The organism is Variovorax sp. V93 (assembly GCF_041154485.1).
GTDB lineage: Bacteria > Pseudomonadota > Gammaproteobacteria > Burkholderiales > Burkholderiaceae_C > Variovorax > Variovorax beijingensis_A.
Genome location: NZ_AP028669.1, coordinates 3,192,159 through 3,216,832 on the forward strand (window position 1 = coordinate 3,192,159; position 24,674 = coordinate 3,216,832).

A 24,674-nucleotide genomic window follows, 5' to 3' on the forward strand; every position below is an offset into this window, starting at 1 on the left:
TGGCGATCCCTACAATTACGCCCCGTGCAAGAGATTTTGAATATCGCGGCCTACAAATTCGTGGCCATCGACGACAGCCCCGTGCTGCGCGAGGAGCTGCGCGGGCGCGCCCAGGCCCTGGGCCTCATGGGCACCATCCTGCTGGCGCCCGAGGGCATCAACCTGTTCCTGGCGGGGCTGCCTGATGCCATCCGCAGCTTCGTGGCCGGCCTGCGCGCCGATGCACGCTTCGCCGACCTCGAAACCAAGGAAAGCTGGTCCGCCGCGCAGCCCTTCCGCCGCATGCTGGTGAAACTCAAGCGCGAGATCATCCGCATGGACCACCCGGCCATCCAGCCGGCCGCGGGCCGGGCGCCCGGCGTGGACGCGCCCACGCTCAAGCGCTGGCTCGACCAGGGCCACGACGACGAAGGCCGCGAGATTGCGCTGCTCGACACGCGCAACGGCTTCGAGGTCGACGAAGGCACCTTCGACGGCGCGATCGACTGGCGCATCGCCAAGTTCACCGAGTTCCCGCCCGCGCTCAAGGCGCACCGCGCCGATTTCGCGGGCAAGACCGTGGTGAGCTTCTGCACCGGCGGCATCCGCTGCGAAAAGGCCGCGATCCTGATGCGCGAGGAAGGCGTCGAGAACGTGTTGCAACTCGAAGGCGGCATCCTGAAATATTTCGAAGAAGTCGGCGGTGCGCACTACCACGGCGACTGCTTCGTGTTCGACGGCCGGCGCGCGCTGGCGCCCGACCTGAGCGCGCGTGCGGCCGATGCCAGCGCGCGTGCCTCGGAAGACATCGACCTCGGTCGCGGCCTGAAGAAATAGCCGGCGGATTGCCGGCCGCGCGCTCCGGAGATCAGACCGGCGTCGTGCCTACGTCCGGCTCGCGCACGCCGAAAGGCTTGCCCGGCAGCGGAATGAATTCGGTCTCGCCAGGCACATGGCCCATGCGCTGCGCAGCCCAGTCGGCGCCGGCTTCGAGGATGCGCTCGCGCCGGCTCGAGACGAAGTTCCAGCTGATGTAGCGCGGGCCGTCGAGCGGCTCGCCGCCGATCACCATCAGGCGCGCGGCGGTGTCGGAGGTCAGCACCGCGCCCTGGCCATCGGGCAGAACAGCCATGGTGTGCACTGGAATCGATTCGCCATTGACGCGCGCATCGGCATCGACGACGTAGACGGCCAGTTCGGGCGCCAGCGCGGGCAGCTCGAAGCGGCCGCCCGCGGGCAATGCGATGTCGAGGTAGATCGTCTGCGACAGTGTCTTCACAGGCGAACGCGCGCCAAAGGCCTCGCCCACCAGCACGCGCACCGTCACGCCCTGCTCCACCACCTCGGGAATGGCACTGGCCGGCGTGTGCTCGAAGCTCGGCTCGGCTTCTTCATGCGCCTGCGGCAACGCAGCCCAGAGCTGCAGCCCGTGGTTCACGTAGGTGTCGGCCTTCAGGCGCTCGGGCTTGCGCTCGGAGTGCACGATGCCGCGCCCCGCGGTCATCCAGTTGATGGCGCCGGGCAGGATCTCCTGCACGCTGCCGAGGCTGTCGCGATGCATCATCGCGCCCTCGAAAAGATAGGTGACCGTGGACAGGCCGATGTGCGGGTGCGGCCGTACGTCGTGCTCCGTGCCGGGCTGCTCGGTGGCCGGGCCGAAGTGGTCGAAGAACACGAACGGGCCCACCGAGCGGCGCTGCGCCGCCGGCAGCAGGCGCCGCACCTTGAAGCCACCGCCGAGGTCCTTGTCGTGCGGTTGAAGCCATTGGGTCTGGGCGGTGGTATCGGTCATCGGGGGCTCCGTGGTGGGCTGGGGATTTATCCGCGTGATCTTGCCACTGCAGCGATCCGTTCGCCGAAAGCGCGCGCGGTGTCGAAGTCGCCCTTGAACATCTCGGCCGGGCTCGCGTCCGAAGGCGATTGCGTCAGCAGGCCGCCGTAGCCGCCCACGTAGTTCATCGAATCGCGCGTGGCCGCCTTGTTGTTGGTCGGCAGGATGCCCATGCTGACCCAGAGGCCGCTGTGCTGCATCGCGAGCGTCCACAGGTAGGCGATGGTCGCGACCTTGTCGCCGTTCATGGTGGCGCTGTTGGTGAAGCCCGCGAAGAGCTTGTCCTTCCAGCCCTGCGTGAACCAGACCTTGGACGAGGCATCGGCGAATTTCTTGAACTGCCAGCTCACGCCGCCCATGTAGGTCGGCGAGCCGAAGATGATCGCGTCGGCCGCGGCCAGCGTCTCCCAGCCGCCTTCGGGCAGGTTGCCATCGGCGTCGATGGCGAGCAGCTGCGCGTCCGCGCCATCGGCCACGGCTTGCGCCACGCGCTGGGTATGGCCGTAGCCGGAATGGAAGACGACAACGATGTTTGCCATGTTCAGGGACTCCTTTGTTCGGGTTGTGAAATCAGCGCTTGTCGATGCTGAAGCGGCCGGGACCGAAGGCGGCGAAGGCGAGCAGGCCGCCTGCGATGGCGATGTTCTTGTTGAAGTTGATCTGCTGCATCATCTTCATCGCGTCCGGCACGGCCCAGTACTTGTGGAAGAACAGCGCGGTGGCCACGGTGAAGATCGCCATCGCAATGGCGGTCCAGCGGGTCTTGAAGCCCACCAGCAGCGCAATGCCGAGGACGAGCTCGACCAGGATGGCGATCGCGGCGCCCACTTCCGGCAGCGGCAGGCCCACCGAGTTGATGTAGCCCACGGTGCCCGCAAAGCCCATGAGCTTGCCGATGCCGGCCGGGATGAACAGGTACGCGATCAGGATGCGGCCGGCCAGCGCCAGCGTGTCCTGGGCTGCATTGGGGGTGGTGGTTGTGGTTGCCATGTGTGAAAACTCCTCGGGTTGTTGAAATTGAAAAGGAACAGGAAAAAAGGAAAAGAAGGCCGGGCGGCATGCGCCCGGCCAGGGATCATGCCGCCAGGTCGAACACCAGCACTTCGGCATCCTTGCCGGCGCCGAGCGTGAGCTGCGATTCGCCTTCAAGCATCGCGGCGTCGCCGCCAGCGAGCTTCTGGCCATTCACTTCGAGCTCGCCGCGCACCAGGTGCACGTAGCTCTTGCGCTGGGGGTCGAGCGCCAGGCTGGCCTTCTCGTCGCCGTCGAGCAGCCCGGCGAAGAGGCGCGCATCGGCATGCACCGTCACCGAGCCGTCGGCGCCGTCGGGCGAGGCCACCAGGCGCAGCTTGCCGCGCTTCTCGGCGTCGCTGAACTTCTTCTGCTCGTAGCCGGGCGCAATGCCGCGCACGTTCGGCTCGATCCAGATCTGGAGGAAGTGCGTGGTCTCGTCGGCCTTGTGGTTGAACTCGCTGTGCATCACGCCGCGCCCGGCGCTCATGCGCTGCACGTCGCCCGGCGGGATGGATTCCACGTTGCCCATGCTGTCCTTGTGCGCCAGTTCACCCGAAAGCACGTAGCTGATGATCTCCATGTCCTTGTGGCCATGGGTGCCGAAGCCGGCGCCCGCGGCCACGCGGTCTTCGTTGATCACCCGCAGGTTGCCGAAACCCATGTGGGCCGGGTCGTAGTAGCCGGCAAAGGAAAAGCTGTGGAACGAGCGCAGCCAGCCATGGTCGGCATAACCGCGTTCCTGTGATTTACGGACTTGCAACATCGTCAAACTCCTTCGGCCCTGTCCCGTGGGGGATGTTCGGGCCTTCTTCGTATGCCGCGCCGGATGCGCAGCGGATGTGAAGAACTTTAGGCCCGCACCCCCGCTGCAAAAGCGCCGGGTTTTGATGGCATCATTCAAATTTTTTGATCGATCAATCCATCAATCCACGGGAGCCGACATGCCCAGCGCCAGAGACGTACTGACCCCCGACGCGCTCGCCATGCTGCAGACGGTGGCCGCCACCGGCAGCTTTGCCGGCGCGGCGCGGGAGCTCAATCTGGTGCCCAGCGCGCTCAGCTACCGCGTGCGCCAGATCGAGGACGCGCTCGACGTGCTGCTGTTCGACCGCAGCGCGCGCCAGGCCCGCATCACCGAGGCCGGCGCCGAGCTGCTGCGCGAGGCGGCGCGGCTGCTCGGCGAGATCGATGCGGTGGCCAACCGCGTCAAGCGCGTGGCCACCGGCTGGGAGCCGATGCTCACCATTGCGGTCGACAGCGTGATCGCGCGCGATCCGCTGCTCGACCTGGCCACGGCCTTCTTCGCGCTCGATCCGCCGACGCGGCTCAAGCTGCGTGACGAGACCCTGCTGGGCACCATCGAGGCATTGACCAGCGGCGAGGCCGACCTGGCCATCGGCGCGGTGCTCGACGCCGCGAGCCTGGCCTTCACCGCCACCGGCATCCGCAGCCGGCCGATCGGCGAGCTGTGTTTTGTCTATGCCGTGGCGCCGCACCATCCGCTCGCGCGCCTGCCCGAGCCCTTGACCGATGCGGTGCTGCGCCAGCATCGCGCGGTGGCGGCGGCCGACTCGGTGCGCAGCGGGCCGAGCATGACGGTCAACCTGGTCGGCGGGCAGGACGTGCTCACGGTGCCGAGCATGCAGGCCAAGCTGAACGCGCAGCTGCACGGCCTGGGCGGCGGCTTTCTGCCCGAGCCGATGGCGCGGCCCTACATCGAGGCCGGCCACCTGGTCGAGCGCAAGACCGAGCGCCAACCGCCGCTCGCGACCATGCACTGCGCCTGGCGCGCGCGCAGCGCGGGCGGTCCGGGCCGCGCACTCGAATGGTGGCTCGCGCAGTTCGAGCACGAGGCCACGCGGCGGGCGCTGCTGGAGCGGCACCGGGGGCGTTGAAAGCCATCGCCTTGCAGCCGCGCGGCGGCCCCTTTTGCAGACCGTTGTAGAGTCCGGACACATCCATCCGTCTCCGTACACAAGAAAAGAGTCCCTCATGACCACTCGCGCAACTGCAAAGGCGGCCGACCGCCACCGAACCCCCACCGCTCCACGCCATTACGCCGTCGTCGGCGCCGGCATTGCCGGAGTCGCCTGCGCGCGAACGCTGGTGCAGGCCGGCCACAAAGTCACGGTGTTCGAACGCGAGGCCGCGCCCGGCGGGCGCATGGCGAGCGTCGACACCGCCTTCGGCCGCTTCGACAGTGGCGCGCAGTACTTCACCGTGCGCGATCCGCGCTTTGCGCTGGCGCTCGAAGCCACACCCAGCCTCTGCCGTCCCTGGAGCGCCAACCTCGTGCGCGTGCTCGATGCGCACGGCCGCGTGGCCGAGGCCGCATTGCCCGGGCGCGAATCGCACTGGGTGGCGCAGCCCGGCATGGACGCGCTGGTGGCCCACTGGGCCGCGCCGCTGGGCGACAGCCTCGTGCTCGACACGCAGGTCACGCAGATCGAGCCCGATGCGCTCGACCCCAGGCGCTGGCAGCTGCGCACCGCCGGCGAAGACGATTCGCAGCACGTGTATTCGGGCTTCGACGCCGTGCTGCTGGCCGTGCCGCCCTCGCGCACGCGCGCGCTGCTGGGCGACGGCAAGCTCTCGGCCGCCATCAGCCAGAAGATCGAGCCGGTGCGCATTGCGCCCTGCTGGACGCTGATGATCGCCTTCCCGCAGGCCAACCAGGCCAACATGTCGCACCTCGGTCCGCAATGGAATGCGGCGCGCAGCACCCACCACCGTGTGGCATGGCTCGCGCGCGAATCGTCCAAGCCCGGCCGCGAACGCGTCGAGCGCTGGACGCTGCAGGCCAGCGCCGCCTGGTCGCAGGAGCACCTGCGCGACGACGCCTCGCGCGTCGAGGCCAAGCTGCTGCGCGCCTTCGCCGAGATCACCGGCATCCATGCCGCGCCCACGCACGCCCGGGCACGCTGCTGGACCGAAGCCCAGACCCAGGTTCCAGTGGGCAAGAGCCACCTGTGGGACGCCAAGGCGCGCATCGGCGTGGCCGGCGACTGGTGCACCGGGCACCGGGTCGAAGACGCGTTCCTCTCGGGCCTTTCATTGGCGCTTGCAGTGATCTGATCCTCGGATGCGGGAGACCGGCCGTTTCGCGCCCTCGCCCACCGGCCCGCTGCACGCCGGTTCGCTGGTGGCCGCGCTCGCAAGCTGGCTCGACGTGCGCGCGCGCGGCCCCCAGGCGCGCTGGCTGGTCCGCATCGAGGACGCCGACACCGAACGCTGCCTGCCCGGCATGGGCGAGCACATCCTTGGGCAGCTGGCCGACTGCGGCCTGCTGCCGGACGAAGCGCCGGTATGGCAGACGCAGCGCTCCGCGCGTTACGAAGCCGCGCTGGCAAGGCTGCAGGCCCTCGGCCTTGCCTACCCCTGCGGCTGTTCGCGCAAGGACATCGACGAGGCGCTGGCGCGGCTCGGCCGGCCGCACACGCGCCATGGCGAGCGGGTCTACCCCGGCACCTGCCGCGACGGGCTGCACGGCAAGCCCGCACGTGCCTGGCGCTTTGCCACCGAGAAGTTCGAATCGGCCCAGCCAGCGCTGGCCTCCGGCGAACTCTGCTGGACCGACCGCCGCCTCGGCCGCCAGTGCCAGGACGTGAGCCGCGAGGTCGGCGACTTCGTGCTGCGCCGCGCCGACGGCCCCTGGGCCTACCAGCTTGCGGTGGTGGTCGACGACGCGGAACAGGGCGTGACCGACGTGGTGCGCGGCGAGGACTTGGCCGACAACACCGCGCGCCAGATCCTGCTGCAGCGCGCGCTCGGCCTGCCCACCCCCAGCTACCTGCACACGCCACTGGTGCGCGGCGCCGACGGCGACAAGCTCTCCAAGCAGAACGGCGCCACCGCCATCGACACCGCCACGCCCGAAGCCGCCCTGGCCGCGCTCGACGCGGCCGCGCGCGTGCTCGGGCTGCGCGCCACCACGGCGGCATCCTGCGCGGCTGCATTGGCCGGCTGGGTGCCCGAATGGCGCGATCTCTACAATTCGCGGCCGCAATGACCTCTTCCGACACCGTGCCCCACGATTCCCCGCCGAGCGACGCCGCCGCCGACAAACCGCATCCGCTGCACCGCCGCCTCAAGAGCTTCGTGAAGCGCGCCGGCCGCACCACCGAAGGCCAGGCCCGCGCCTTCGCCGAACTGGGACCGCTGTTCCTCATCCCCTACAAGCCCGAGCCGCTCGACCTGACGGCGGCCTTCGGCGGCCGCGCCGGCCCCACCGTGCTCGAGATCGGCTTTGGCATGGGCGAGGCCACCGCGCACATCGCCACCGTGCTGCCCGAGACCAACTTCCTGTGCTGCGAAGTGCACGAACCCGGCGTGGGCGCGCTGCTCAAGCGCATCGGCGAGCAGTCGATCCCCAACATCCGCATCTGCGCGCACGATGCGGTCGACGTGCTCGACCACATGCTGCGCCCCGGCTCCCTGGCCGGCGTGCATGTGTTCTTCCCCGACCCGTGGCACAAGAAGCGCCACAACAAGCGCCGCCTGATCCAGCCCGAGTTCGTGAAGAAGCTCGCCGAGCACCTGCAGCCGGGCGGCTACATCCATTGCGCCACCGACTGGCAGCCCTACGCCGAGCAGATGCTCGAGGTGCTGTCCGCCGAGCCGCTGCTGCGCAACACGGCCGAAGGCTATGCGCCCAAGCCGGCGTACCGGCCGCTCACCAAGTTCGAGAACCGCGGCATCAAGCTGGGCCACGGGGTCTGGGACCTGGTGTTCCGGCGCGCCTGAAGCCGCGCCATCGGCAGGCCGGCCGGCATCTTTCGCCGCAGCCTTCCCCCTGGGCACCGAAATTGCTACACTTTTTTACTACTGTTAAAAAAGGTGAGCCATGGACAGTTCTCGCAGGGAATGGCTGGGCAAGGCGTGCGGGGCGCTGCTGCTGGGCAGCGGCGTTCATCTTCCGGCGCTGTCGCAATCATCGAACCGCGCAGCGGGCGCCCGGGTGGTCGTGCTGGGCCAGTCGGTGCCGCTGACGGGCGCGGCCGGCGAGATTGGGCTGGCGTTTGCGGCCGGCAGCCGGCTCGCGGTGGCCGACTTCAACGAGCGCAATGCCGCGAGCGGCCTGCAGCTGAAGCTGCTGCAGCTCGATGACGGCTACGACGCGGGCCGGGCAGCCGCCAATGCGCGCACCCTGCTCGGCGCCGACAAGGCCGACATGCTGTTCGGCTTCGTGGGTACCGCCAGCAGCGACGCCGGCGCCAACGTCGCCGCGCAGCAGGGCAGCCTGCTGTTCGCGCCCTTTGCCGCCGCCGACTCGCTGCGCGAGGCCAGCCATCCCCATGTGTTCCACGTGCGCCCCGGCATGATCGACGAGGCGCTGAAGATCGTGCGCCAGTGCGCCACCGTGGGCCAGACGCGCATCGCGCTGGTGGGCGATGACGACGCCATGGGCCGCGCCGGCCTCGCCGCCGTCCAGCAGGCCATCACCGAGCTGAAGCTGCCCGCGCTGGTGGCCTCGGCGATGGTGCCGGCCGGCGCCGACAAGCTCGACGCGGCACTGAAGACGGTTCTGCAGCAGTCGCCGCAGGCCATCGTGCTGGTGTCGCTCTCGGGCACCACGGCCAACGCGATCCGCAAGCTGCGCAAGAGCGGCTACAGCGGCAGCTTCATGGCCTTCTCGATCGTGGGCATCGACCCGCTCTATGCCGAACTGGGCAAGGACATCGGCGGCATCGTGATCTCGCAGGTGGTGCCGTCGCCGCGGCCCTCGGCCATCCCGATCGTCAAGGAGTACCGCGCCGCAGTCGACAACTCCGACCAGACGCCCTCGTACGAAGGCCTCGAAGGCTTCATCGCGGTCAAGGTGGCGGGCGAAGCGGTGCGCCGCGCGGGCCGCGGCTTCACCACCGCGAGCCTGCAGCGCGTGATGACCGCCATGACCGACTACGACGTGGGCGGCTTCCGCGTCAACCTGCGTCCGGGCCTGCGCGATGCCTCGCGCACCATCGACCTGATCAGCATCTCGGCCGACGGCCGCGTATTGCGTTGAGGCGCTATCCGGTGCTCACCAGCGCCTGCAGCGCATCGAGCGATCGGAGCTCGATGCGTCCGTAGCCCAGCGCGAGCACGCCCTCGTCCGCCAGCGCATTGAGCTCCTTCGAGAGCGTCTGGCGCGTGACGCCGAGCATCATCGCCAGCGCCTCCTGCGGCAGCATCAGCATGCGGCGCAGGTGCACCGACTGCGTGGCGTCGCCGCGCGCCAGCACCAGCAGCCGGTGCGCCACGCGGGCACGCAGGCTGCGCAGCGTGGCGTCTTCGGTGAGGCCGTAGAGCATGCGCACGCGCGCGGCCAGCATGGCGGCCACCGCGTTGGCAAAGACCACGTCGCGCATCTGCTGGGCAAAGGCCTCGGGCGGCACCACGAGCAGGTCGAGCGCCTCCAGCGCGGTGGCGTCGTGGGTGCGCGGCGAGCCGTCGATCAGCGTGATCTCGCCGAACCAGTTGCCGGGCTCGAGCACCGCAAGAATGGCCTCGCGCCCGTCCTGCCGCAGCGACGAGATCTTGATCGTGCCGGCCAAGAGGCCATAGAAGCCGCCGCCGGCAGCATGGATCGGATCGCCCTGGCGGAACACCATTGCGCCGCGCCGCACGTGAATGAGTTCGGCCGCGCCCAGCAGTGCTTCGCGCTGCGCGCGCGGCATGCTGGTGAACCATGGATTGCGCTCCATCGCAGCGCGGTGCGGGGCGGAAAGACGCGGTTTGGAAGGCGGCATGCGGGGGTTTACCAGAGCCTTGCATTGTCAAATTCTTGACAGTTGAACGTCAAGCCCGGGTCTACAGTGGCCGCTCCCCCCAAAGAACACGGAGACGGACACGATGAGCGAACGGGCAGGTTTCAGGAGCATGCAGGAAAGCACGCGCGAAGACTGGCAACTGATCGGCGGCGAGTTCAGGCAGTTCGCGAGCGGCCTGCCGGCACGCGTGATCAGGCACCTGCAGATCCTCGAAGGCGACTACGGCGGCTTCCCGGTCGACCGCTACACCCATTCGCTGCAGACCGCCACGCGCGCGCTGCGCGACGGCCGCGACGAGGAATACGTGGTGTGCGCGCTGCTGCACGACATCGGCGACACGCTCGGCAGCTTCAACCATCCCGACATTGCCGCGGCCATTCTCAAGCCCTTCGTGAGCGAGGCCAACCACTGGATGGTGCAGCACCACGGCATCTTCCAGGGCCACTACTTCTTCCATCACATCGGCCTGGACCGAGACATGCGCGACGGCTTCAAGGACCATCCGCACTACGAGCGCACGGCCGAGTTCTGCGCGCTCTACGACAACCCGGCCTTCGATCCCCGCGCCGAGACGCTGCCCATCAGCGAATTCGAGCCCATGTTGCGGCGCCTGATGGCGCAGCCGAAGCAAAGCATCTACAAGGCCGCCATGACGGAACCGGCCGCGGCCTGACCCCCACAAGGAAACCACGCACCATGAACGCAAACACCCAGTCCGAAATCCAGAAGCTCGTCTCCGCCGAGGAGTGGCAGCTGCGCGTCGACCTCGCCGCCTGCTATCGCCTGGTGGCGCTCTACGGCTGGAGCGACCTCGTCTTCACGCACATCAGCGCGCGCATTCCCGGGCCCGAGCACCACTTCCTGATCAACCCCTACGGCCTGATGTTCGACGAGATCACCGCCTCGAGCCTGGTCAAGGTCGACCAGCAGTGCAACAAGGTCATCGAGTCGCCCTACCCCGTGAACCCGGCCGGCTTCGTGATCCACAGCGCCGTGCATGCGGCGCGCGAGGACATCCAGTGCGTGCTGCACACCCACACCCGGGCCGGCATCGCGGTGAGCGCGCAGAAGAACGGCGTGCTGCCCATCAGCCAGCAGTCGACCTTCGTGCTGGCATCGCTGGCCTACCACGACTACGAAGGCGTGGCCTTCCGCGACGACGAGAAGCCGCGGCTGCAGGCCGACCTGGGGCACGCCAATTTCCTGATGCTGCGCAACCACGGCCTGCTGACTTGCGGCAAGACCATTGCGGACGCCTTCCTTTCGATGTACACCTTCGAGAACACCTGCCAGATCCAGATCGCCGCGCAGTCCGGCGGCGGCGAACTCACGCAGGTGAACCCCAAGATCGTCGAAGGCGTGGGCCAGGCAATGAAGGTGCAGACCGGCGGCCTGGGCGGGCAGTTCGTCTGGCCCTCGCTGATCCGCAAGCTCGACCGCATCGACGACAGCTACAGGCAATAAGCCGCGCCGATCCCGGTTTCCACGGCTGCCAGTGCCTGCGCGACAGGTACCGGCAGCCATTTTTTTTATCTGCGCGATGATGCGCACATGGAACTCCGGCAACTGCGCTACTTCGTCAAGGTCTGCGAACTCCGCAGCATGGGCCGTGCGGCCATCGAACTGGGCGTGGTCACGTCGGCGCTGAGCCAGCAGATCAGCCGGCTCGAAGGCGAGCTTTCCACGCGCCTGTTGCAGCGCAGCTCGACCGGCGTCACGCCCACCGATGCCGGCATGGCCTTCCTGCACCAGGCGCAGCTCACGCTGCGCCATGCCGACGACGCGGTGCGCGCGGCGCAGCAGGCGCGCCTGTCGGGCCATGTGAGCGTGGGCCTCGCGCCCACCACCGCCACCGTGCTCGGCGTGCCCTTGATGCGGGCGATGCAGGAGCGCTATCCCGAGGTGCGGCTGCACATGGTGGAGGCGCTCTCGGGCCACCTCACGACGATGCTGCATGCGCGCCAGCTCGACCTGGCGGTGCTGTTCCAGACCGACACGCCGCGGCGCTGGAGCGTGCTGCCGCTGCTGGGGGAAAAGCTGTTCGTGATCGCATCGCCGAATCTCGCGCAGCGCCCGTCTGGCGCCAAGGTGCGCCTGTCGCAACTGGCCGAGCTGCCGCTCATCCTGCCCAGCGGCAGCCACGGCCTGCGCGCCACGCTGATGGCGGCTTTCGCGCGGGCCCGCACCGCGCCGCGCATCGTCGCCGAGGTGGACGGCCTGGCGCTGTTGATGGACGCGGTGCGCGCCGGCCACGGCGCGACCATCCAGCCCGGCGCCGCCACCGCCCGCCATGACCGCGGCGACCTTCAGCTCACGCAGATCAGCGATGCGCACGTGGGCCGCCACAACCTGCTGGTGAGCCTGTCCGACGACGAGCTTTCGCCGGCCGCGCTGGCGGCGCGCGTGGTGCTTGCCGACACCGCCCGCGCCCTGGTGCGCGAAGGGCGCTGGGCCGGCGCCAGTCTTCTCGAAAACTGAACACCCGTTGCCTGTTCCGGCCTTTCGCGTGAAGGCCGCGCTCCCTAAAGTCTCCTGGATTCCAAGGAGACCCACGAGTGATAGACGTACTGGTTGTCGGCGGCGGCAATGCCGCGCTGTGCGCCGCGCTGATGGCGCGCGAGGCCGGCGCCTCGGTGCTGCTGCTGGAAGCCTCGCCCAAGGCCTGGCGCGGCGGCAATTCGCAGCACACGCGCAACCTGCGCTGCATGCACGACGCGCCGCAGGACGTGCTGGTCGATGCCTACCCTGAAGAGGAGTACTGGCAAGACCTGTTGAAGGTGACCGGCGGCCTGACCGACGAGCATCTCGCGCGCCTGGTGATCCGCGCCTCGTCGAACTGCCGCGACTGGATGCGCCGCCACGGCGTGCATTTCCAGCCGCCGCTGTCGGGTGCGCTGCACGTGGCGCGCACCAATGCCTTCTTCATGGGCGGCGGCAAGGCGCTGGTGAACGCCTATTTCCGCAGCGCCGAACGGTTGGGCGTGCAGATCCGCTACGACACGCCCGTGGCCTCGGTCGAGCTCGACGGCGACCGCTTCGTGGCCGTGCGCACCGAGGCCAGCGAGCGCATCGCGGCAAAGAGCTGCGTGCTGGCCGCCGGCGGCTTCGAGTCGAACCGCGAATGGCTGCGCGAGGCCTGGGGCCGGAACGAGCGCGGCGAATGGCCGGCCGACAACTTCCTCGTCCGCGGCACGCGCTTCAACCAGGGCGTGCTGCTGAAGTACATGATCGGCGCGGGCGCCGACAGCATCGGCGATCCATCGCAGGGCCACATGGTGGCCATCGATGCGCGCGCGCCGCTCTACGACGGCGGCATCTGCACCCGCATCGATTGCGTGTCGCTCGGCGTCGTGGTCAACCGCGAGGCCCGGCGCTTCTATGACGAGGGCGAGGACTTCTGGCCCAAGCGCTACGCCATCTGGGGCCGGCTCGTGGCGCAGCAGCCCGGGCAGATCGCATGGTCGGTCATCGACCAGAAGGCGGTCGGGCGCTTCATGCCGCCGGTGTTCGCCGGCACGCAGGCGAACACGCTGGGCGAACTGGCGCAGAAGATCGGCCTGGACGAAGCCACGTTCGTTCGCACCGTGCAGGACTACAACGCCGCCTGCCGCGTCGGCCGCTTCGACCACACCGCGCTCGACGACTGCCACACCGAGGGCCTTGCGCCCGCCAAGACGCACTGGGCCCGGCCGATCGACACGGCGCCCTTCCACGCCTACCCGGTGCGCCCCGGCATCACCTTCACCTATCTGGGCCTGAAGGTCGACGAGACCGCGGCCGTGCGCTTTGGCGGGCGGGCCAGCCCCAACCTGTTCGTGGCCGGCGAAATGATGGCCGGCAACGTGCTGGGCAAGGGCTACACGGCCGGCGTGGGCATGAGCATCGGCACGGCCTTCGGCCGCATCGCGGGCACGCAGGCGGCACGTGCAGCAAAGAACCTTTCGAAGAATCCCCCGGAGACCGCCCTTGCAGCAGCTTACTGATCTGGTCGCACGCGCCCGTGCGGATGCCGACGGCATCGGCAACGACGCGGCGCGCGTGATTCCCATCGCCCCCGCCCTGCCGCTGACCGCCAGCGAAGGCGAGGTCGCGCGCATCCTGCAGATCTGCAACGCCTGCCGCTATTGCGAGGGCTTCTGCGCCGTGTTCCCCGCGATGACGCGGCGGCTCGAGTTCGGCAAGGCCGACACGCACTACCTGGCCAACCTGTGCCACAACTGCGGCTCCTGCCTGCATGCCTGCCAGTACGCGCCGCCGCACGAGTTCGCGGTAAACGTGCCGCAGGCCATGGCACAGGTGCGCATGCAGACCTACCACGACTACGCGTGGCCGCCCGCGATGGGGGCGCTGTACAGGAAGGCCGGCCTCACGGTTGCGCTGGCACTGGCCGCCGGGCTCGCGCTGTTCCTGGTGCTGGCCGTCGCGATGACGGGTGCCCTGCTGCACGCGCCGCTCGCGGGCAACTTCTACGCGATCTTCCCGCACAACTTTCTCGCACTGGTGTTCGGCGCGGTGTTCGCGTTCGTGGTGTTCGCACTGGCGATAGGCGTGCGGCGCTTCTGGCGCGAGGTGTCGCCGGCACGGGACAACGCGCCGGGCGAAGTGGCCGGCGTGCGCGCCGCGGCCGGCGCCGAGGCTGCACACGATGTGCTGCGCCTCAGGTACCTGGGCGGCGGCCACGGCGACGGCTGCAACAACGAGGACGACCGCTTCACGCTCTGGCGGCGCCGCTTGCACCACTTCACCTTCTACGGCTTCATGCTGTGCTTCGCCTCTACCTGCGTGGCAACGCTCTACCACTACCTGCTTGGCCTGCACGCGCCCTATGCGCTCACGAGCCTGCCGGTGCTGCTGGGCACCGCGGGCGGCATTGGCCTGGTGATCGGCCCCATCGGGCTGCTGTGGATGAACCTGCGGCGCAACGCAGCGCATGGCGACGTGGCGCAGCGGCCGATGGACCGCGGCTTCATCGCGCTGCTGCTGCTCACCAGCGTTACGGGCCTGGCCCTGCTCGCGTGGCGCGACACCGCCTTCATGGCGCTGCTGCTCGCGGTGCACCTGGGCGTGGTGATGGCGCTGTTCCTCACGCTGCCCTACGGCAAGTTCGCGCACGGCATCTTCCGCTCGGCGGCGCTGCTCAAGTTCGCGATCGAGAAACGGCTGCCCAGCCGCCTGCAGCTGGGTGCCGACTGACATCGCCCCTCACTCGAAGCCATCCCGCTGCCGAGCCAAGCGAGCGGGACCGGCTTTTTCCGAAGACCACGACAACACCAGGACTCCCGCGATGAAAAAAACGCTCTCCTCCTTCCTGCGCGCCGGCATGGCCGCCCTGCTCGCGGCGGCTGCCGCATCGACCGCGCTCGCGGCCGGCTGGCCGGCCAAGCCCATCACCATCGTCGTGCCCTTCGTGGCCGGCGGCACCACCGACATCGTCGCGCGCACCGTGGGCCAGAAGCTCTCGGAATCGCTCGGGCAGCCGGTCATCATCGACAACCGCGGCGGTGCCGGCGGCACCGTGGGCGCGGCCATCGCATCGAAGGCGCCGGCCGACGGCTACACGCTGTTCCTGGCCACCATCGCGCATTCGATCGCGCCGGGCCTCTACAAGCGCCTGCCTTACGACTTCCAGCGCGACTTCGAGCCCGTGGCGCTCGTGGCCTCCACGCCCAACGTGCTGGTGGTCAACGACAAGGTGCCGGCCAGGTCGGTGGCGGAACTGGTGGCCTACATCAAGGCGAATCCCGGCAAGGTGAACTTCGGCTCGGCCGGCAACGGCAGCACCGAGCACATCTCGGGCGAACTGTTCCGCTCGATGACCCGGACCGACCTCACCCACGTGCCCTACAAGGGCGGCGCGCCGATGATGGCGGACCTGATCGGCGGCCAGATCCAGATGGCCATCGAGACCAGCCCGTCGGCCGCACCGCACGTGCGCGGCGGCAAAGTGCATGCGCTGGCCGTGACCACGCTGAAGCGATCGCCGGCCTACCCGGGCGTGCCCACGCTCGACGAGGCCGGCCTCAAGGGCTACGACATGACCACCTGGTTCGCGCTCATGGCGCCCCACGGCACGCCGCCGGACCTCGTCACGCGCCTGAACGCCGAAGTCGCCCGCGCGCTGCAGCAGCAGGACGTGGCCAGGCGCTTCGAGGAGCAAGGCGTAACAGCAGGCAACATGCGGCCGGCCGAGCTCAAGTCCTTCATCGGCAGCGAAACCACCAAGTGGGTGAAGGTGGCCCGCGACGCCGGCGCGACTGCCGAATAGGCTTGCGCGCCTACCGCCAAAAGCCCGAGCAGACCGTGCGGCCTCGCTTTGGCGGGACAATGGCGGGCCATGCACGTTCGAATCCCCGCCATGGCGGCCCTGCTGGGCCTGGCCTGTTTTCTTCCCTTCTCCCCCGTCTCCCAAGCAGCCCCGGCCACCGCCGAGGGCGCCGCGGGCGCGGATGCCCGCGTCGAATCGCTCATCGCCCGCATGACGGTCGAGGAGAAGGTCGGCCAGCTCAGCCTCTACGGCCCGGCCAACACCAACATTCCCGGCAACCCGCAGGCCGCCCAGCGCAATGGGCAGCAGGAGATCGACGACGTGCGCGCCGGCCGCCTCACGGGCCTGTTCAATAACGAGGGGCTGGAGCGCAAGCGGGTGCTGCAGGAAGTGGCCGTGCGCGAATCGCGCCTGGGCATCCCCCTGCTCTATGGCGCCGACGTGATCCACGGCTTTCGCACCATCTTCCCGATGCCGCTGGCCGAAGCCGCGAGCTGGGAGCCCGAACTCGCCGAGCGCACCGCGCGCGCGGCCGCGGTGGAAGCCAGCGCCGACGGCTTTCGCTGGACCTTCGCACCCATGGTGGACATTGCACGCGACGCGCGATGGGGCCGCGGCATCGAGGGCGCGGGCGAAGACGTGTACCTGGCCAACCAGTTCGCGGCCGCGCGCGTGCGCGGCTTCCAGGGCACAGACCTGTCGCACGCCGATTCGCTGCTGGCCACGCCCAAGCATTTCGCGGCCTATGGCGCCGCCGAAGGCGGGCTCGACTATGCCGCCACCGACATCTCCGAGCGCACGCTGCGCCAGGTTTACCTGCCGCCGTTCCGCGCCGCGCTGGACGCGGGTGCGCTCTCGGTCATGAGCGCCTTCAACGAGATCTCGGGCATTCCATCCATTGCCAACCCGGCGCTCCTGACGGGCGTGCTGCGCGACGAGTGGAAGTTCAAGGGCTTCGTGGTGTCCGACTACACGGCCGACGAGGAGCTGATCGCGCACGGCTATGCGGCCGACGGCCGCGAGGCGGCCAAGCAGTCGTTCCTGGCCGGCACCGACGTCAGCATGCAGAGCGGCCTGTACATGCGCTACCTGCCCGAGCTCGTGGCCTCGGGCGAAGTGCCGATGGCGCGCCTGGACGACGCGGTGCGCCGCGTGCTGTGGGTCAAGCAGAGGCTGGGCCTCTTCGATGCACCTTTTCGCGGGCTCGATGCCGCACCGGCAAAGCCCCGGGCCGACAACCCCGCGCACATCGCGCTCGCGCGCGAGGACGCGCGCCGTTCCATCGTGATGCTGAAGAACGAGCGCGCGGTGCTGCCGCTGCCCAGGTCGGGCCGGAAGATCGCGCTGATCGGACCCTTCGCCTCGGGCACGCAGGACCTGCTCGGCGCGTGGAGCCTGTTCCCGGGCCAGTCGGCACCGGTCGGCATCGACGAAGGCCTGCGCGCCGCGCTGGCCGATCCCGCTGCGCTGACGGTGGTGCGCGGCTCGGGCATCGATGCGCCGCTCGCCGATGGCATCGAGGCCGCCGTGGCCGCCGCGCGCGAGGCCGACGTGGTGGTGCTCGCCATCGGCGAGAGCGAGCGCATGTCGGGCGAAGCCCGCTCGCGAACCGACATCGGCATTCCACAGGCCCAGCAGGACCTGGCCGAGGCCGTGGCCGCCACCGGCAAGCCGGTGGTCGTGCTGCTGAGCAACGGCCGCGCGATGGCGCTCAGGGGCGCGGTGCGCGATGCCGACGCCATCCTCGTCACCTGGTTTCTCGGCGTGCAGACCGGCACGGCCATTGCCGACGTGGTGTTCGGCGACTTCAATCCCTCGGGCCGGCTACCGGTGAGCTTTCCGCGGGCCTCCGGCCAGGTGCCCTTCTACTACGGCCAGAAGCGCACCGGCCGGCCGCTGCCCGACAACGACCAGGCCATGGCTTTCAAGACCCGCTACGTGGACACCACGAACCAGGCGCTCTACCCCTTCGGCCATGGCATCGGCTATGCGCCGGTACGCTACGACAGTGTGGAACTGAGCCAGGACCGGCTGCCGCTCGGCGGCACACTGCGTGTGCGCGCCACCGTCACCAACACCGGCCGGCGCGAGGCCGAGGAAGTGGTGCAGCTGTATGCCGCCGAACGCGCCGCGAGCGTGACGCGGCCCGTGCGCGAGCTCAAGAACTTCCGCAAGGTGCGCATCGAGCCCGGGGCGTCGAAGGTGGTCGAGTTCACGCTGCGCGCGGACGACTTGCAGTTCGTCGGCCGCGACATGAAGCCGACGGTGGAGCCCGGAGAGTTCGATCTGTGGGTGGCGCCTTCGGCCACGGGCGGCATCAGGAAGAGCTTCGCGCTCACGCGCGAATGATGCGCGGCAGGGAGCGCCGATGAAACCACCCGTGCCCACCGCGCGCCGCCTGGCACTGGTCTCCGAAACGGCGGTCGAGAGCTATCGCTTCGATCCGGACGGCACCGTCGCCGCGGTCCTCGGAGAAAGGGATGGCCCCGCCTGCGCACCCATCTTCCGCTACTGCGCGCTGTCTGACGACAGCATCGAACTGTCGGACGGCGATGGCGTGTTCGCCACCTGGACGCACATCGAGATCGAGGGAGACGAGCTGCGCGCCCTGTGCAACGGCCAGGCCAAGGTATTCAGGATCGGATGACCGGCGCGGAAAAACGAAAAAACGGGCCCCGTCGAGGGCCCGTTCTTCATTGCGCCGATCAAGGGCCAGCTTCGGCTCAGAGGCCGGCCTGGCGCGTGAACGACACGCTGGGTTTCTTGTAGGCTTGCGGCACTTCGTCGCGGTAGAACGCGCGGCGGTCGAGACTTGCGAGCGGGTCGTGCGCCTTGGCAACGGCTTCGGCCTGGATCACTGCACGGTCGGCGGTCGAGGTGAAGGCTTGTGCGCCAGCGGCGGCACCGTCGCTGTATTCATTGCCGGCGCGGGCGGCGGCAACGGCTTGCGGCGCGACTTCGGCGCGCGAGACGCCGGAGTTCACGGTCAGCACGCCTTCGTAGGTTTCTGCATGCGCACCGGCGGCAGCCAGGAGCGAGAGGGCAGCAGCAGCGAGGACTTTCGAGGCATTCATTTCAATCTCCTAATGGGTTGGTTGGTGAAATGAAGTGTGATCCTGAAGGCCCCAAAAAAACCGCCGCAAACGGAATCGCGGCGTTCACGGGATTGAAACAATCGGCCGGCGCCGGCCCGCTGCACGCCACAAATTATTAGCCCGGCATTAGTGCGAAATCATCCAGGGCCGCTTCGAAGGCGCCGACTTGGCGCCGTTCGCCGCCGTGACTGTCGCACTGCGCCGCGACGACGAACCCGAGCAGCAGCCGCAGCCCGCCGGATGCTTGAAGCGCGCGTAGTCGCGCGAGCTGCCCGGCTCGTGCCGGGCGCGCTCGTTGGTCTCCATCGCGCGGCGCGTGCCAGAGGCCATCAGCGCGAGCCGCGGCGCCGCCGAAAGCACGCGCGGCGATGCACAGCCGCAGTCGGGGCACGCGGCGGGATCGTCGCGCTGGCCCGAAGGCCGCAGCGCCTCGAAGCCGCCGCACTGGCCGCAGGCGTAGTCGTAGGTGGGCATGGCGCGTCCGTCAGGCCAGGTCGTGCGAGAGCGGCATGTCGATGCTGCCGTCGATCATCTTCATCGGCCCCGCTGCGTTCGGGTTGATGTCGAAGTCGAAGATCTGCGTGGGCAGCCAGAGCGTGGCGCAGGAGTTGGGCACGTCGACCACGCCGCTGATGTGGCCCTGCACGGGCGCGGTGCCCAGGATCGAGTAGGCCTGCGCGCCCGAGTAGCCGAATTTCTTCAGGTACTCGATGGCATTCAGGCAGGCCTGGCGGTAGGCCACGTTCACGTCCAGGTAGTACTGCTTGCCGGCCTCGTCGACCGAGATGCCTTCGAAGATCAGGTAGTCGTTGTACTGCGGCGTGATCGGGCTCGGCTTGAAGATCGGGTTCCTGATGCCGTACTTGGCCATGCCGCCCTTGATGAGCGTGACCTTCATGTGCACCCAGCCGGCCATCTCGATGGCGCCGCAGAAGGTGATCTCGCCATCGCCCTGGCTGAAGTGCAGGTCACCCACGCTGAGGCCCGCGCCATCGACGTACACCGGGAAGAACACCTTCGAGCCGCGCGACAGGTCCTTGATGTCGCAGTTGCCGCCGTGCTCGCGCGGCGGCACGGTGCGCGCGCCTTCGGCCGCCGCCCTGGCGCGCGCTTCGCCTGTCATCTTGCCCATGTGGGCGGTACCGGCGAACGGCGGATTGGCCAGGCCGGGCACGCGGTCCGGGTCGGTGGCGATGAGCTTGCCCTCGCGCTCGTTCCACATGTCAAGCATCGGCTTGTCCGGCAGGCAGCCGATCAGGCCGGGGTGGATCAGGCCCGCGAAGTTCACGCCCGGCACGTGGCGCGAGCTGGTGAACATGCCCTTGAAGTCCCAGATGGATTTCTGCGCTTCGGGAAAGTGGTCGGTCAGGAAGCCGCCGCCGTTCTTCTTCGAGAAGAAGCCGTTGAAGCCCCAGAGGCTGTCCTGCTTGGCGCCGATGTCGAGCAGGTCCACCACCAGCAGGTCGCCGGGCTCGGCGCCTTTCACGCCCACGGGGCCCGAGAGGTAGTGCACGGTGCTCAGGTCGATGTCGCGCACGTCGTCGGCGCTGTCGTTGTTCTTGATGAAGCCGCCGGTCCAGTCGAAGGTCTCGAGGATGAAATCGTCGCCCGGGTTGACCCAGCAGGCCATGGGAATGTCCGGATGCCAGCGGTTGTGGATCATCTCGTTCTCGGTGGGCGGCTTGGTCAGGTCGACCTTGATCAGCGTGTCCGTCATTTGCAGTGGCTCCTGGTTGGGTTGTGGTTAAACGGAGAGATAGGCTTTGATGTGATCGACATCGGTCTTGTCGCGCGCCGTTTCGTGTACGAGCCGACCGCCTTCGATCACGAAGAGCCGGTCAGCCACGTCCAACGCAAAACTCAGCACCTGCTCGGACACGACGATGGTGATGCCGCGCAGCTTGCGGATCTCGTTGAGCGCCTTGGCGATGTCCTTGATGATCGAAGGCTGGATTCCTTCGGTGGGCTCGTCGAGCAGCAGCACCTTGGGATCGGTGACGAGGGCGCGCGCAATGGCCAGCTGCTGCTGCTGGCCGCCGGAGAGGTTGCCGCCCTTGCGGCGCTTCATGTCCCAGAGCACGGGGAACAGGGCGTAGATCTCTTCGGGGATGCGTTTTGTCTTCGAGTTCTCGAGGCCGGTCTGGATGTTCTCTTCCACCGTGAGGGTCGGGAAGATCATGCGGCCCTGCGGCACGTAGGCGATGCCCTTGGCGACGCGCCTGAAGCTCTCGTCGCGCGATACGTCCTGGCCCGCGACCTCGATGCGCCCGCTCCTGATGGGCAGCACGCCCATGAGGCTCTTGAACAGCGTGGTCTTGCCCATGCCGTTGCGGCCCATGATGGCCACGGTCTCGTTGGCATGGCCCTCGAAGGAAATGCCATGCAACGCCTCGCTCTGGCCGTAGGCTACGTGCAGGTCTTCTACCTTCAGCATGATGTTGCTCATCGGGTGGCTCCTTTGATGCTCGTGTTCAGGGCGTGTGCACAGGCCACCGGGTACTTCCCTCCGCGAATGTCCCCCGGGCTTCGCCCTCCTCCTTGATTTCGCTGCGGGAAGCACCCGATGCCCTGTGCACCTGGGCACGCTGCAGATGGACAGCTGATCAACGACCGCTGCGCATAACGATCACGTCGATGGGGTGCCTTGCGCAGCGAAATAAAGGAGGAGGCCGCAGGCCGGGGGACATTCGCGGAGCAAGGTACCCCGTCGGCGTGTTCGCGCCCTGAAAGACAGAGACAGCGCTTCATCTAGTGCCCCAGATAAACGTCAATGACCTTCGGATCCGCCTGCACCTTCTCCATCGGCCCCTCGGCCAGGATCTTTCCCTGGTGCATCACCGTGACCTTGTGCGCGATCTGCTTCACGAACGCCATGTCGTGCTCTATGACGATCACCGCGCGGTTCTGGCAGATGCGCTTGAGCAGCTCGGCCGTGAGCTCGCGTTCACGGGCACTCATGCCGGCAATGGGCTCGTCGAGCATCAGTAACTCGGGCTCCTGCATCAGCAGCATGCCGATCTCCAGCCACTGCTTCTGGCCGTGGCTCAGCAGGCCCGCCTCGGTGCGCAGCCGGTCGGCCAGGCCGATGTCCTCGGCCACCGCCTGCACCTTGGCCTTGACCTCGTCGTCGCATTTGAACGCCAGCGCGCCGAGCACCGAGCGGCCTTTCGGAAAAGACACCTCGAGGTTCTGGAACACGCTGAGGTTCTCGTAGATCGACGGCGTCTGGAACTTGCGGCCGATGCCCAGCCGCACGCGCTTGTGCTCGGCCATCTTCGTGAGCTCGGTGTTCTTGAACTTGATGCTGCCGCCGCTGGCGCGCGTCTTGCCGCAGATCAGGTCGAGCAGCGTGGTCTTGCCCGCGCCGTTGGGGCCGATGATCACGCGCAGCTCGTTCCTGTCGATGTAGAGCGTGAGGTCGTCGATGGCCTTGAAGCCGTCGAACGAAACGCTGAGGTCTTCCACGGCAAGCGCGAAGTCGGTGTTGCTCATGAGGTGTGGCTCCGGGTTCAGGCGCTCTGGCTGCCAACGCCTTCAGGCAACTGCGGTGCGGGCGAAGACGGCGAGGAAAGAGAGACAGGTGTGGGCGGCATCGGCGTGGATACGGGCGGCTTCACCGCGGCCTCGCGCAGCGCCTTGCGGCGCTCCTTCCACCAAGGCCTGATCTTTTCGTCCCAAAGGCCCGCGAGCCCCATCGGGAACGCCATGGTCACGCCGATGAAGAGGCCGGCCATCAGGAACAGCCACAGGTCCGGAAAGCTCTCCGAGAACAGCGTCTTTCCCGCATTGACCAGCAGCGCGCCGTACACCGCGCCCACCAGGCTCATGCGGCCGCCCACGGCGCAGAAGATCACCATCTCGATCGACGGCACGATGCCCACGAAGCTCGGCGACATGAAGCCCACCTGCAGCGCGAACATCGCGCCGCCGATGCCCGAGAGCCCGGCCGCCAGGCAGAAGATGAAGACCTTGAAGTTCGACACGTCGTAGCCCGAGAAGCGCACGCGGTCTTCCTTGTCGCGCATGGCGAGCAGCAGCGTGCCGAGCTTGCTGGTCTGGATCCAGCGGCACAGCACGATGCTGGCGATCAGCAGGCCGACGCAGACGTAGTAGAGAACGTACTTGGCACCGTCAGTGCGCGTGTCCCAGCCCAGCATCGTCTTCAGGTCGGTCATGCCGTTGACGCCACCCGTGTAGCCCTGCTGGCCGATGATGAGCACGGTGCAGATCAGCGCCACCGCCTGCGTGATGATCGCAAAGTACACGCCGCCCACGCGGCGCTTGAACATCGCAAAGCTCACCAGCCAGGCCAGCGCCATCGGCGCCAGCACCACCAGCGCCAGGCTCAGCGGCAGGCTCTTGAACGGCAGCCACAGCGCGGGCAGCTCGGTGATCTGGTTCCAGTCCATGAAGTCCGGAATGCCGGGCGTCGACTGGATCTTGGTCGTAACGGGGTCGGAGGCTTCGAGCTTGAGGAACATCGCCATCGCGTAGCCGCCGATGCCGAAGAACACGCCCTGCCCCAGGCTCAGCACGCCGCCGTAGCCCCACACCATCACGAGGCCGACGGCCACGAAGGCATAGGTAAGGTACTTGCCCACCAGGTTGAGGCGAAAGATGTCGAGCGACAGCGGCAGCACGACCGCCAGCAGCAGCACCAGCAGCAAGAGGCTGCCGAGCTGGTAGCGCAGGATCGAGGCCTTGATGAAATTCATCATCGGAACGTTCTCCAGGAAGGGTTCGGGTTCATCAGCGGCGGACCTTGACGGCGAAGAGCCCTTGCGGCCGCATCATCAGGATCAGCACGATCAGCGACAGCGTCAGCACCTTGGCCATCGAGCCGGTCATGAAGAACTCCGAGACCGATTGCGTCTGCGCAATGCCGAAGGCCGAGACCACGGTGCCCAGCAGGCTGGCCGCGCCGCCGAAAGTGACGACCAGGAAAGCGTCGACGATGTAGAGCGAGCCCGAGGTCGGCCCGGTCGAGCCGATGGTGGTGAAGGCCGCGCCCGCCACGCCGGCGATGCCGCAGCCGATCGCGAAGGTCAGGCGGTCGGTCTTCATGGTGTCGATGCCGGTAGCGTTGGCCATGGTGCGGTTGGCCACGGTGGCACGCACGCGCAGGCCCCAACGGCTCTTGTGCAGTGCGATCAGCACGCCGCCGGTCACAAGCGCGGTGAGCGCCAGCACGAACAGGCCGTTGATCGGAATGTCGAGGCCCTCGTGCGGCGTCCACGAGCCCATGAGCCACTCGGGCAGCGTGGGGCTCACTTCCTTCGGGCCGATGAAGGTGCGAAAGATCTGCTGCAGCCCCAGGCTCACGCCCCAGGTGGCGAGCAGCGTGTCGAGCGGGCGCTTGTAGAGGTGGCGGATCAGCACCCACTCCACGATCCAGCCGACGATGAAGGCGAACACGAAGGCCAGGCCGATCGCGATCGGAAAGTAGTACGGCATGAACGCCGGCGCCAGGCTTTCGGTGACGCGCGCGGCCAGGTAGATGGAATAGGCGCCGATGGTCATGAACTCGCCATGCGCCATGTTGATCACGCCCATCTGGCCGAAGATGATCGCGAGCCCCAGGCCCATCAGCAACAGCACCGCGAAAAGGCTCAGCCCCGCGAAGCCCTGCATGAGGCCGATGTTCATCATGTCCGACAGAGTCATGGCGACAGGTTCCAGGTGTTTGGGTATTGGCTCCTTCCCCCTCCGGGGGAAGGTTGGGATGGGGGCAGGCAGGGCGT

26 protein-coding genes are annotated in these 24,674 nt (G+C 68.1%); 14 read left to right on the forward strand and 12 right to left on the reverse strand.

What is annotated here, in order from left to right:
• Positions 1 to 24 precede the first annotated feature (24 nt).
• Complete coding sequence (locus tag ACAM54_RS15200) at positions 25 to 816, forward strand: sulfurtransferase (RefSeq protein ID WP_369648097.1); 792 nt, start codon at positions 25 to 27, stop codon at positions 814 to 816.
• 31 nt (positions 817 to 847) lie between these two features.
• Here the strand turns inward: ACAM54_RS15200 and ACAM54_RS15205 are convergent, their stop codons facing one another.
• The 4 genes from ACAM54_RS15205 to ACAM54_RS15220 form a co-directional block, all read right to left on the reverse strand.
• Positions 848 to 1,771: a pirin family protein gene (locus tag ACAM54_RS15205; RefSeq protein ID WP_369648098.1), complete on the reverse strand. Its 924-nt coding sequence runs from the start codon at positions 1,769 to 1,771 to the stop codon at positions 848 to 850.
• Between the two features lie 26 nt (positions 1,772 to 1,797).
• Positions 1,798 to 2,349, reverse strand: a complete 552-nt coding sequence (locus ACAM54_RS15210; protein WP_124958090.1) for a flavodoxin family protein — start codon at positions 2,347 to 2,349, stop codon at positions 1,798 to 1,800.
• 31 nt (positions 2,350 to 2,380) lie between these two features.
• Entirely contained in the window at positions 2,381 to 2,800 is a 420-nt protein-coding gene (locus tag ACAM54_RS15215) for a DoxX family protein (RefSeq protein WP_369648099.1), read from the reverse strand.
• An 85-nt stretch (positions 2,801 to 2,885) separates the two neighbouring features.
• The gene (locus ACAM54_RS15220) at positions 2,886 to 3,587 is read right to left on the reverse strand and encodes a pirin family protein (RefSeq protein WP_369648100.1); all 702 of its coding nucleotides are present in this window, start codon (positions 3,585 to 3,587) and stop codon (positions 2,886 to 2,888) included.
• A 178-nt stretch (positions 3,588 to 3,765) separates the two neighbouring features.
• Here ACAM54_RS15220 and ACAM54_RS15225 point away from each other — a divergent pair, with 178 nt between their 5' ends.
• The 5 genes from ACAM54_RS15225 to ACAM54_RS15245 all read left to right on the forward strand — a co-directional run bounded on the left by ACAM54_RS15225 (position 3,766) and on the right by ACAM54_RS15245 (position 8,828).
• Positions 3,766 to 4,719, forward strand: a complete 954-nt coding sequence (locus ACAM54_RS15225) for a LysR family transcriptional regulator (protein ID WP_369648101.1) — start codon at positions 3,766 to 3,768, stop codon at positions 4,717 to 4,719.
• 97 nt (positions 4,720 to 4,816) lie between these two features.
• Entirely contained in the window at positions 4,817 to 5,899 is a 1,083-nt protein-coding gene (locus ACAM54_RS15230) for an NAD(P)/FAD-dependent oxidoreductase (RefSeq protein WP_369648102.1), read from the forward strand.
• 7 nt (positions 5,900 to 5,906) lie between these two features.
• Positions 5,907 to 6,833: a tRNA glutamyl-Q(34) synthetase GluQRS gene (gene gluQRS, locus ACAM54_RS15235; RefSeq protein WP_369648103.1), complete on the forward strand. Its 927-nt coding sequence runs from the start codon at positions 5,907 to 5,909 to the stop codon at positions 6,831 to 6,833.
• Entirely contained in the window at positions 6,830 to 7,567 is a 738-nt protein-coding gene (gene trmB, locus ACAM54_RS15240; protein WP_369648104.1) for a tRNA (guanosine(46)-N7)-methyltransferase TrmB, read from the forward strand. The genes gluQRS and trmB overlap by 4 nt, the downstream gene beginning before the upstream one ends.
• A 100-nt stretch (positions 7,568 to 7,667) precedes the next feature.
• Positions 7,668 to 8,828, forward strand: coding sequence for an ABC transporter substrate-binding protein (locus tag ACAM54_RS15245; protein ID WP_369648105.1), 1,161 nt, complete (start codon positions 7,668 to 7,670; stop codon positions 8,826 to 8,828).
• A gap of 4 nt (positions 8,829 to 8,832) precedes the next feature.
• Here the strand turns inward: ACAM54_RS15245 and ACAM54_RS15250 are convergent, their stop codons facing one another.
• Complete coding sequence (locus ACAM54_RS15250; protein WP_369648106.1) at positions 8,833 to 9,552, reverse strand: Crp/Fnr family transcriptional regulator; 720 nt, start codon at positions 9,550 to 9,552, stop codon at positions 8,833 to 8,835.
• Between the two features lie 103 nt (positions 9,553 to 9,655).
• Here ACAM54_RS15250 and ACAM54_RS15255 point away from each other — a divergent pair, with 103 nt between their 5' ends.
• The 8 genes from ACAM54_RS15255 (at position 9,656) to ACAM54_RS15290 (ending at position 18,485) form a co-directional block, all read left to right on the forward strand.
• Entirely contained in the window at positions 9,656 to 10,246 is a 591-nt protein-coding gene (locus tag ACAM54_RS15255) for an HD domain-containing protein (RefSeq protein WP_369648107.1), read from the forward strand.
• A 23-nt stretch (positions 10,247 to 10,269) separates the two neighbouring features.
• Positions 10,270 to 11,037: a class II aldolase/adducin family protein gene (locus tag ACAM54_RS15260; RefSeq protein ID WP_369648108.1), complete on the forward strand. Its 768-nt coding sequence runs from the start codon at positions 10,270 to 10,272 to the stop codon at positions 11,035 to 11,037.
• 87 nt (positions 11,038 to 11,124) lie between these two features.
• Entirely contained in the window at positions 11,125 to 12,051 is a 927-nt protein-coding gene (locus ACAM54_RS15265; protein ID WP_369648109.1) for a LysR substrate-binding domain-containing protein, read from the forward strand.
• A 77-nt stretch (positions 12,052 to 12,128) separates the two neighbouring features.
• Positions 12,129 to 13,556 (forward strand): FAD-dependent tricarballylate dehydrogenase TcuA, encoded by a 1,428-nt coding sequence (gene tcuA, locus ACAM54_RS15270; protein ID WP_369648110.1) that lies wholly within the window; start codon positions 12,129 to 12,131, stop codon positions 13,554 to 13,556.
• A gap of 34 nt (positions 13,557 to 13,590) precedes the next feature.
• On the forward strand, positions 13,591 to 14,766 hold the full coding sequence (tcuB, locus tag ACAM54_RS15275) for a tricarballylate utilization 4Fe-4S protein TcuB (protein WP_369650983.1): 1,176 nt from the start codon (positions 13,591 to 13,593) through the stop codon (positions 14,764 to 14,766).
• A gap of 91 nt (positions 14,767 to 14,857) precedes the next feature.
• A complete protein-coding gene (locus tag ACAM54_RS15280) occupies positions 14,858 to 15,838 on the forward strand; it encodes a tripartite tricarboxylate transporter substrate binding protein (RefSeq protein ID WP_192323257.1) in 981 nt (326 codons plus the stop codon).
• A gap of 69 nt (positions 15,839 to 15,907) precedes the next feature.
• On the forward strand, positions 15,908 to 18,187 hold the full coding sequence (locus ACAM54_RS15285; protein WP_369651879.1) for a glycoside hydrolase family 3 N-terminal domain-containing protein: 2,280 nt from the start codon (positions 15,908 to 15,910) through the stop codon (positions 18,185 to 18,187).
• Between the two features lie 19 nt (positions 18,188 to 18,206).
• Complete coding sequence (locus tag ACAM54_RS15290; RefSeq protein WP_369648112.1) at positions 18,207 to 18,485, forward strand: hypothetical protein; 279 nt, start codon at positions 18,207 to 18,209, stop codon at positions 18,483 to 18,485.
• 76 nt (positions 18,486 to 18,561) lie between these two features.
• Here the strand turns inward: ACAM54_RS15290 and ACAM54_RS15295 are convergent, their stop codons facing one another.
• From ACAM54_RS15295 to urtB, 7 genes are all read right to left on the reverse strand, one after another.
• A complete protein-coding gene (locus tag ACAM54_RS15295; RefSeq protein ID WP_192323260.1) occupies positions 18,562 to 18,912 on the reverse strand; it encodes an alpha/beta hydrolase in 351 nt (116 codons plus the stop codon).
• A 147-nt stretch (positions 18,913 to 19,059) separates the two neighbouring features.
• The gene (locus tag ACAM54_RS15300) at positions 19,060 to 19,407 is read right to left on the reverse strand and encodes a zinc ribbon domain-containing protein (protein WP_369648113.1); all 348 of its coding nucleotides are present in this window, start codon (positions 19,405 to 19,407) and stop codon (positions 19,060 to 19,062) included.
• Between the two features lie 10 nt (positions 19,408 to 19,417).
• Positions 19,418 to 20,650, reverse strand: coding sequence for a formamidase (fmdA, locus tag ACAM54_RS15305; protein ID WP_369648114.1), 1,233 nt, complete (start codon positions 20,648 to 20,650; stop codon positions 19,418 to 19,420).
• Between the two features lie 27 nt (positions 20,651 to 20,677).
• The gene (urtE, locus tag ACAM54_RS15310; RefSeq protein ID WP_145745216.1) at positions 20,678 to 21,367 is read right to left on the reverse strand and encodes an urea ABC transporter ATP-binding subunit UrtE; all 690 of its coding nucleotides are present in this window, start codon (positions 21,365 to 21,367) and stop codon (positions 20,678 to 20,680) included.
• A 314-nt stretch (positions 21,368 to 21,681) separates the two neighbouring features.
• Positions 21,682 to 22,425, reverse strand: coding sequence for an urea ABC transporter ATP-binding protein UrtD (gene urtD / locus ACAM54_RS15315; RefSeq protein ID WP_145744928.1), 744 nt, complete (start codon positions 22,423 to 22,425; stop codon positions 21,682 to 21,684).
• A 17-nt stretch (positions 22,426 to 22,442) separates the two neighbouring features.
• Positions 22,443 to 23,648, reverse strand: coding sequence for an urea ABC transporter permease subunit UrtC (gene urtC, locus ACAM54_RS15320; protein WP_369650984.1), 1,206 nt, complete (start codon positions 23,646 to 23,648; stop codon positions 22,443 to 22,445).
• A 34-nt stretch (positions 23,649 to 23,682) separates the two neighbouring features.
• Positions 23,683 to 24,597 (reverse strand): urea ABC transporter permease subunit UrtB, encoded by a 915-nt coding sequence (urtB, locus tag ACAM54_RS15325; protein WP_145744926.1) that lies wholly within the window; start codon positions 24,595 to 24,597, stop codon positions 23,683 to 23,685.
• Positions 24,598 to 24,674 lie beyond the last annotated feature (77 nt).

Bases quoted from the DNA above. Each gene is read 5' to 3' on its own strand.
- ACAM54_RS15215 (WP_369648099.1), bottom strand. From the start codon at position 2,800: ATGGCAACCACAACCACCACCCCCAATGCAGCCCAGGACACGCTGGCG.
- urtE (WP_145745216.1), bottom strand. From the start codon at position 21,367: ATGCTGAAGGTAGAAGACCTGCACGTAGCCTACGGCCAGAGCGAGGCG.
- ACAM54_RS15250 (WP_369648106.1), bottom strand. From the start codon at position 9,552: ATGCCGCCTTCCAAACCGCGTCTTTCCGCCCCGCACCGCGCTGCGATG.
- ACAM54_RS15245 (WP_369648105.1), top strand. From the start codon at position 7,668: ATGGACAGTTCTCGCAGGGAATGGCTGGGCAAGGCGTGCGGGGCGCTG.
- ACAM54_RS15260 (WP_369648108.1), top strand. From the start codon at position 10,270: ATGAACGCAAACACCCAGTCCGAAATCCAGAAGCTCGTCTCCGCCGAG.
- ACAM54_RS15280 (WP_192323257.1), top strand. From the start codon at position 14,858: ATGAAAAAAACGCTCTCCTCCTTCCTGCGCGCCGGCATGGCCGCCCTG.
- ACAM54_RS15300 (WP_369648113.1), bottom strand. From the start codon at position 19,407: ATGCCCACCTACGACTACGCCTGCGGCCAGTGCGGCGGCTTCGAGGCG.
- trmB (WP_369648104.1), top strand. From the start codon at position 6,830: ATGACCTCTTCCGACACCGTGCCCCACGATTCCCCGCCGAGCGACGCC.
- ACAM54_RS15220 (WP_369648100.1), bottom strand. From the start codon at position 3,587: ATGTTGCAAGTCCGTAAATCACAGGAACGCGGTTATGCCGACCATGGC.
- ACAM54_RS15225 (WP_369648101.1), top strand. From the start codon at position 3,766: ATGCCCAGCGCCAGAGACGTACTGACCCCCGACGCGCTCGCCATGCTG.
- ACAM54_RS15205 (WP_369648098.1), bottom strand. From the start codon at position 1,771: ATGACCGATACCACCGCCCAGACCCAATGGCTTCAACCGCACGACAAG.
- ACAM54_RS15265 (WP_369648109.1), top strand. From the start codon at position 11,125: ATGGAACTCCGGCAACTGCGCTACTTCGTCAAGGTCTGCGAACTCCGC.
- urtC (WP_369650984.1), bottom strand. From the start codon at position 23,648: ATGAATTTCATCAAGGCCTCGATCCTGCGCTACCAGCTCGGCAGCCTC.
- ACAM54_RS15230 (WP_369648102.1), top strand. From the start codon at position 4,817: ATGACCACTCGCGCAACTGCAAAGGCGGCCGACCGCCACCGAACCCCC.
- ACAM54_RS15290 (WP_369648112.1), top strand. From the start codon at position 18,207: ATGAAACCACCCGTGCCCACCGCGCGCCGCCTGGCACTGGTCTCCGAA.
- ACAM54_RS15210 (WP_124958090.1), bottom strand. From the start codon at position 2,349: ATGGCAAACATCGTTGTCGTCTTCCATTCCGGCTACGGCCATACCCAG.
- ACAM54_RS15295 (WP_192323260.1), bottom strand. From the start codon at position 18,912: ATGAATGCCTCGAAAGTCCTCGCTGCTGCTGCCCTCTCGCTCCTGGCT.
- urtB (WP_145744926.1), bottom strand. From the start codon at position 24,597: ATGACTCTGTCGGACATGATGAACATCGGCCTCATGCAGGGCTTCGCG.
- urtD (WP_145744928.1), bottom strand. From the start codon at position 22,425: ATGAGCAACACCGACTTCGCGCTTGCCGTGGAAGACCTCAGCGTTTCG.
- gluQRS (WP_369648103.1), top strand. From the start codon at position 5,907: ATGCGGGAGACCGGCCGTTTCGCGCCCTCGCCCACCGGCCCGCTGCAC.
- ACAM54_RS15285 (WP_369651879.1), top strand. From the start codon at position 15,908: ATGCACGTTCGAATCCCCGCCATGGCGGCCCTGCTGGGCCTGGCCTGT.
- fmdA (WP_369648114.1), bottom strand. From the start codon at position 20,650: ATGACGGACACGCTGATCAAGGTCGACCTGACCAAGCCGCCCACCGAG.
- ACAM54_RS15255 (WP_369648107.1), top strand. From the start codon at position 9,656: ATGAGCGAACGGGCAGGTTTCAGGAGCATGCAGGAAAGCACGCGCGAA.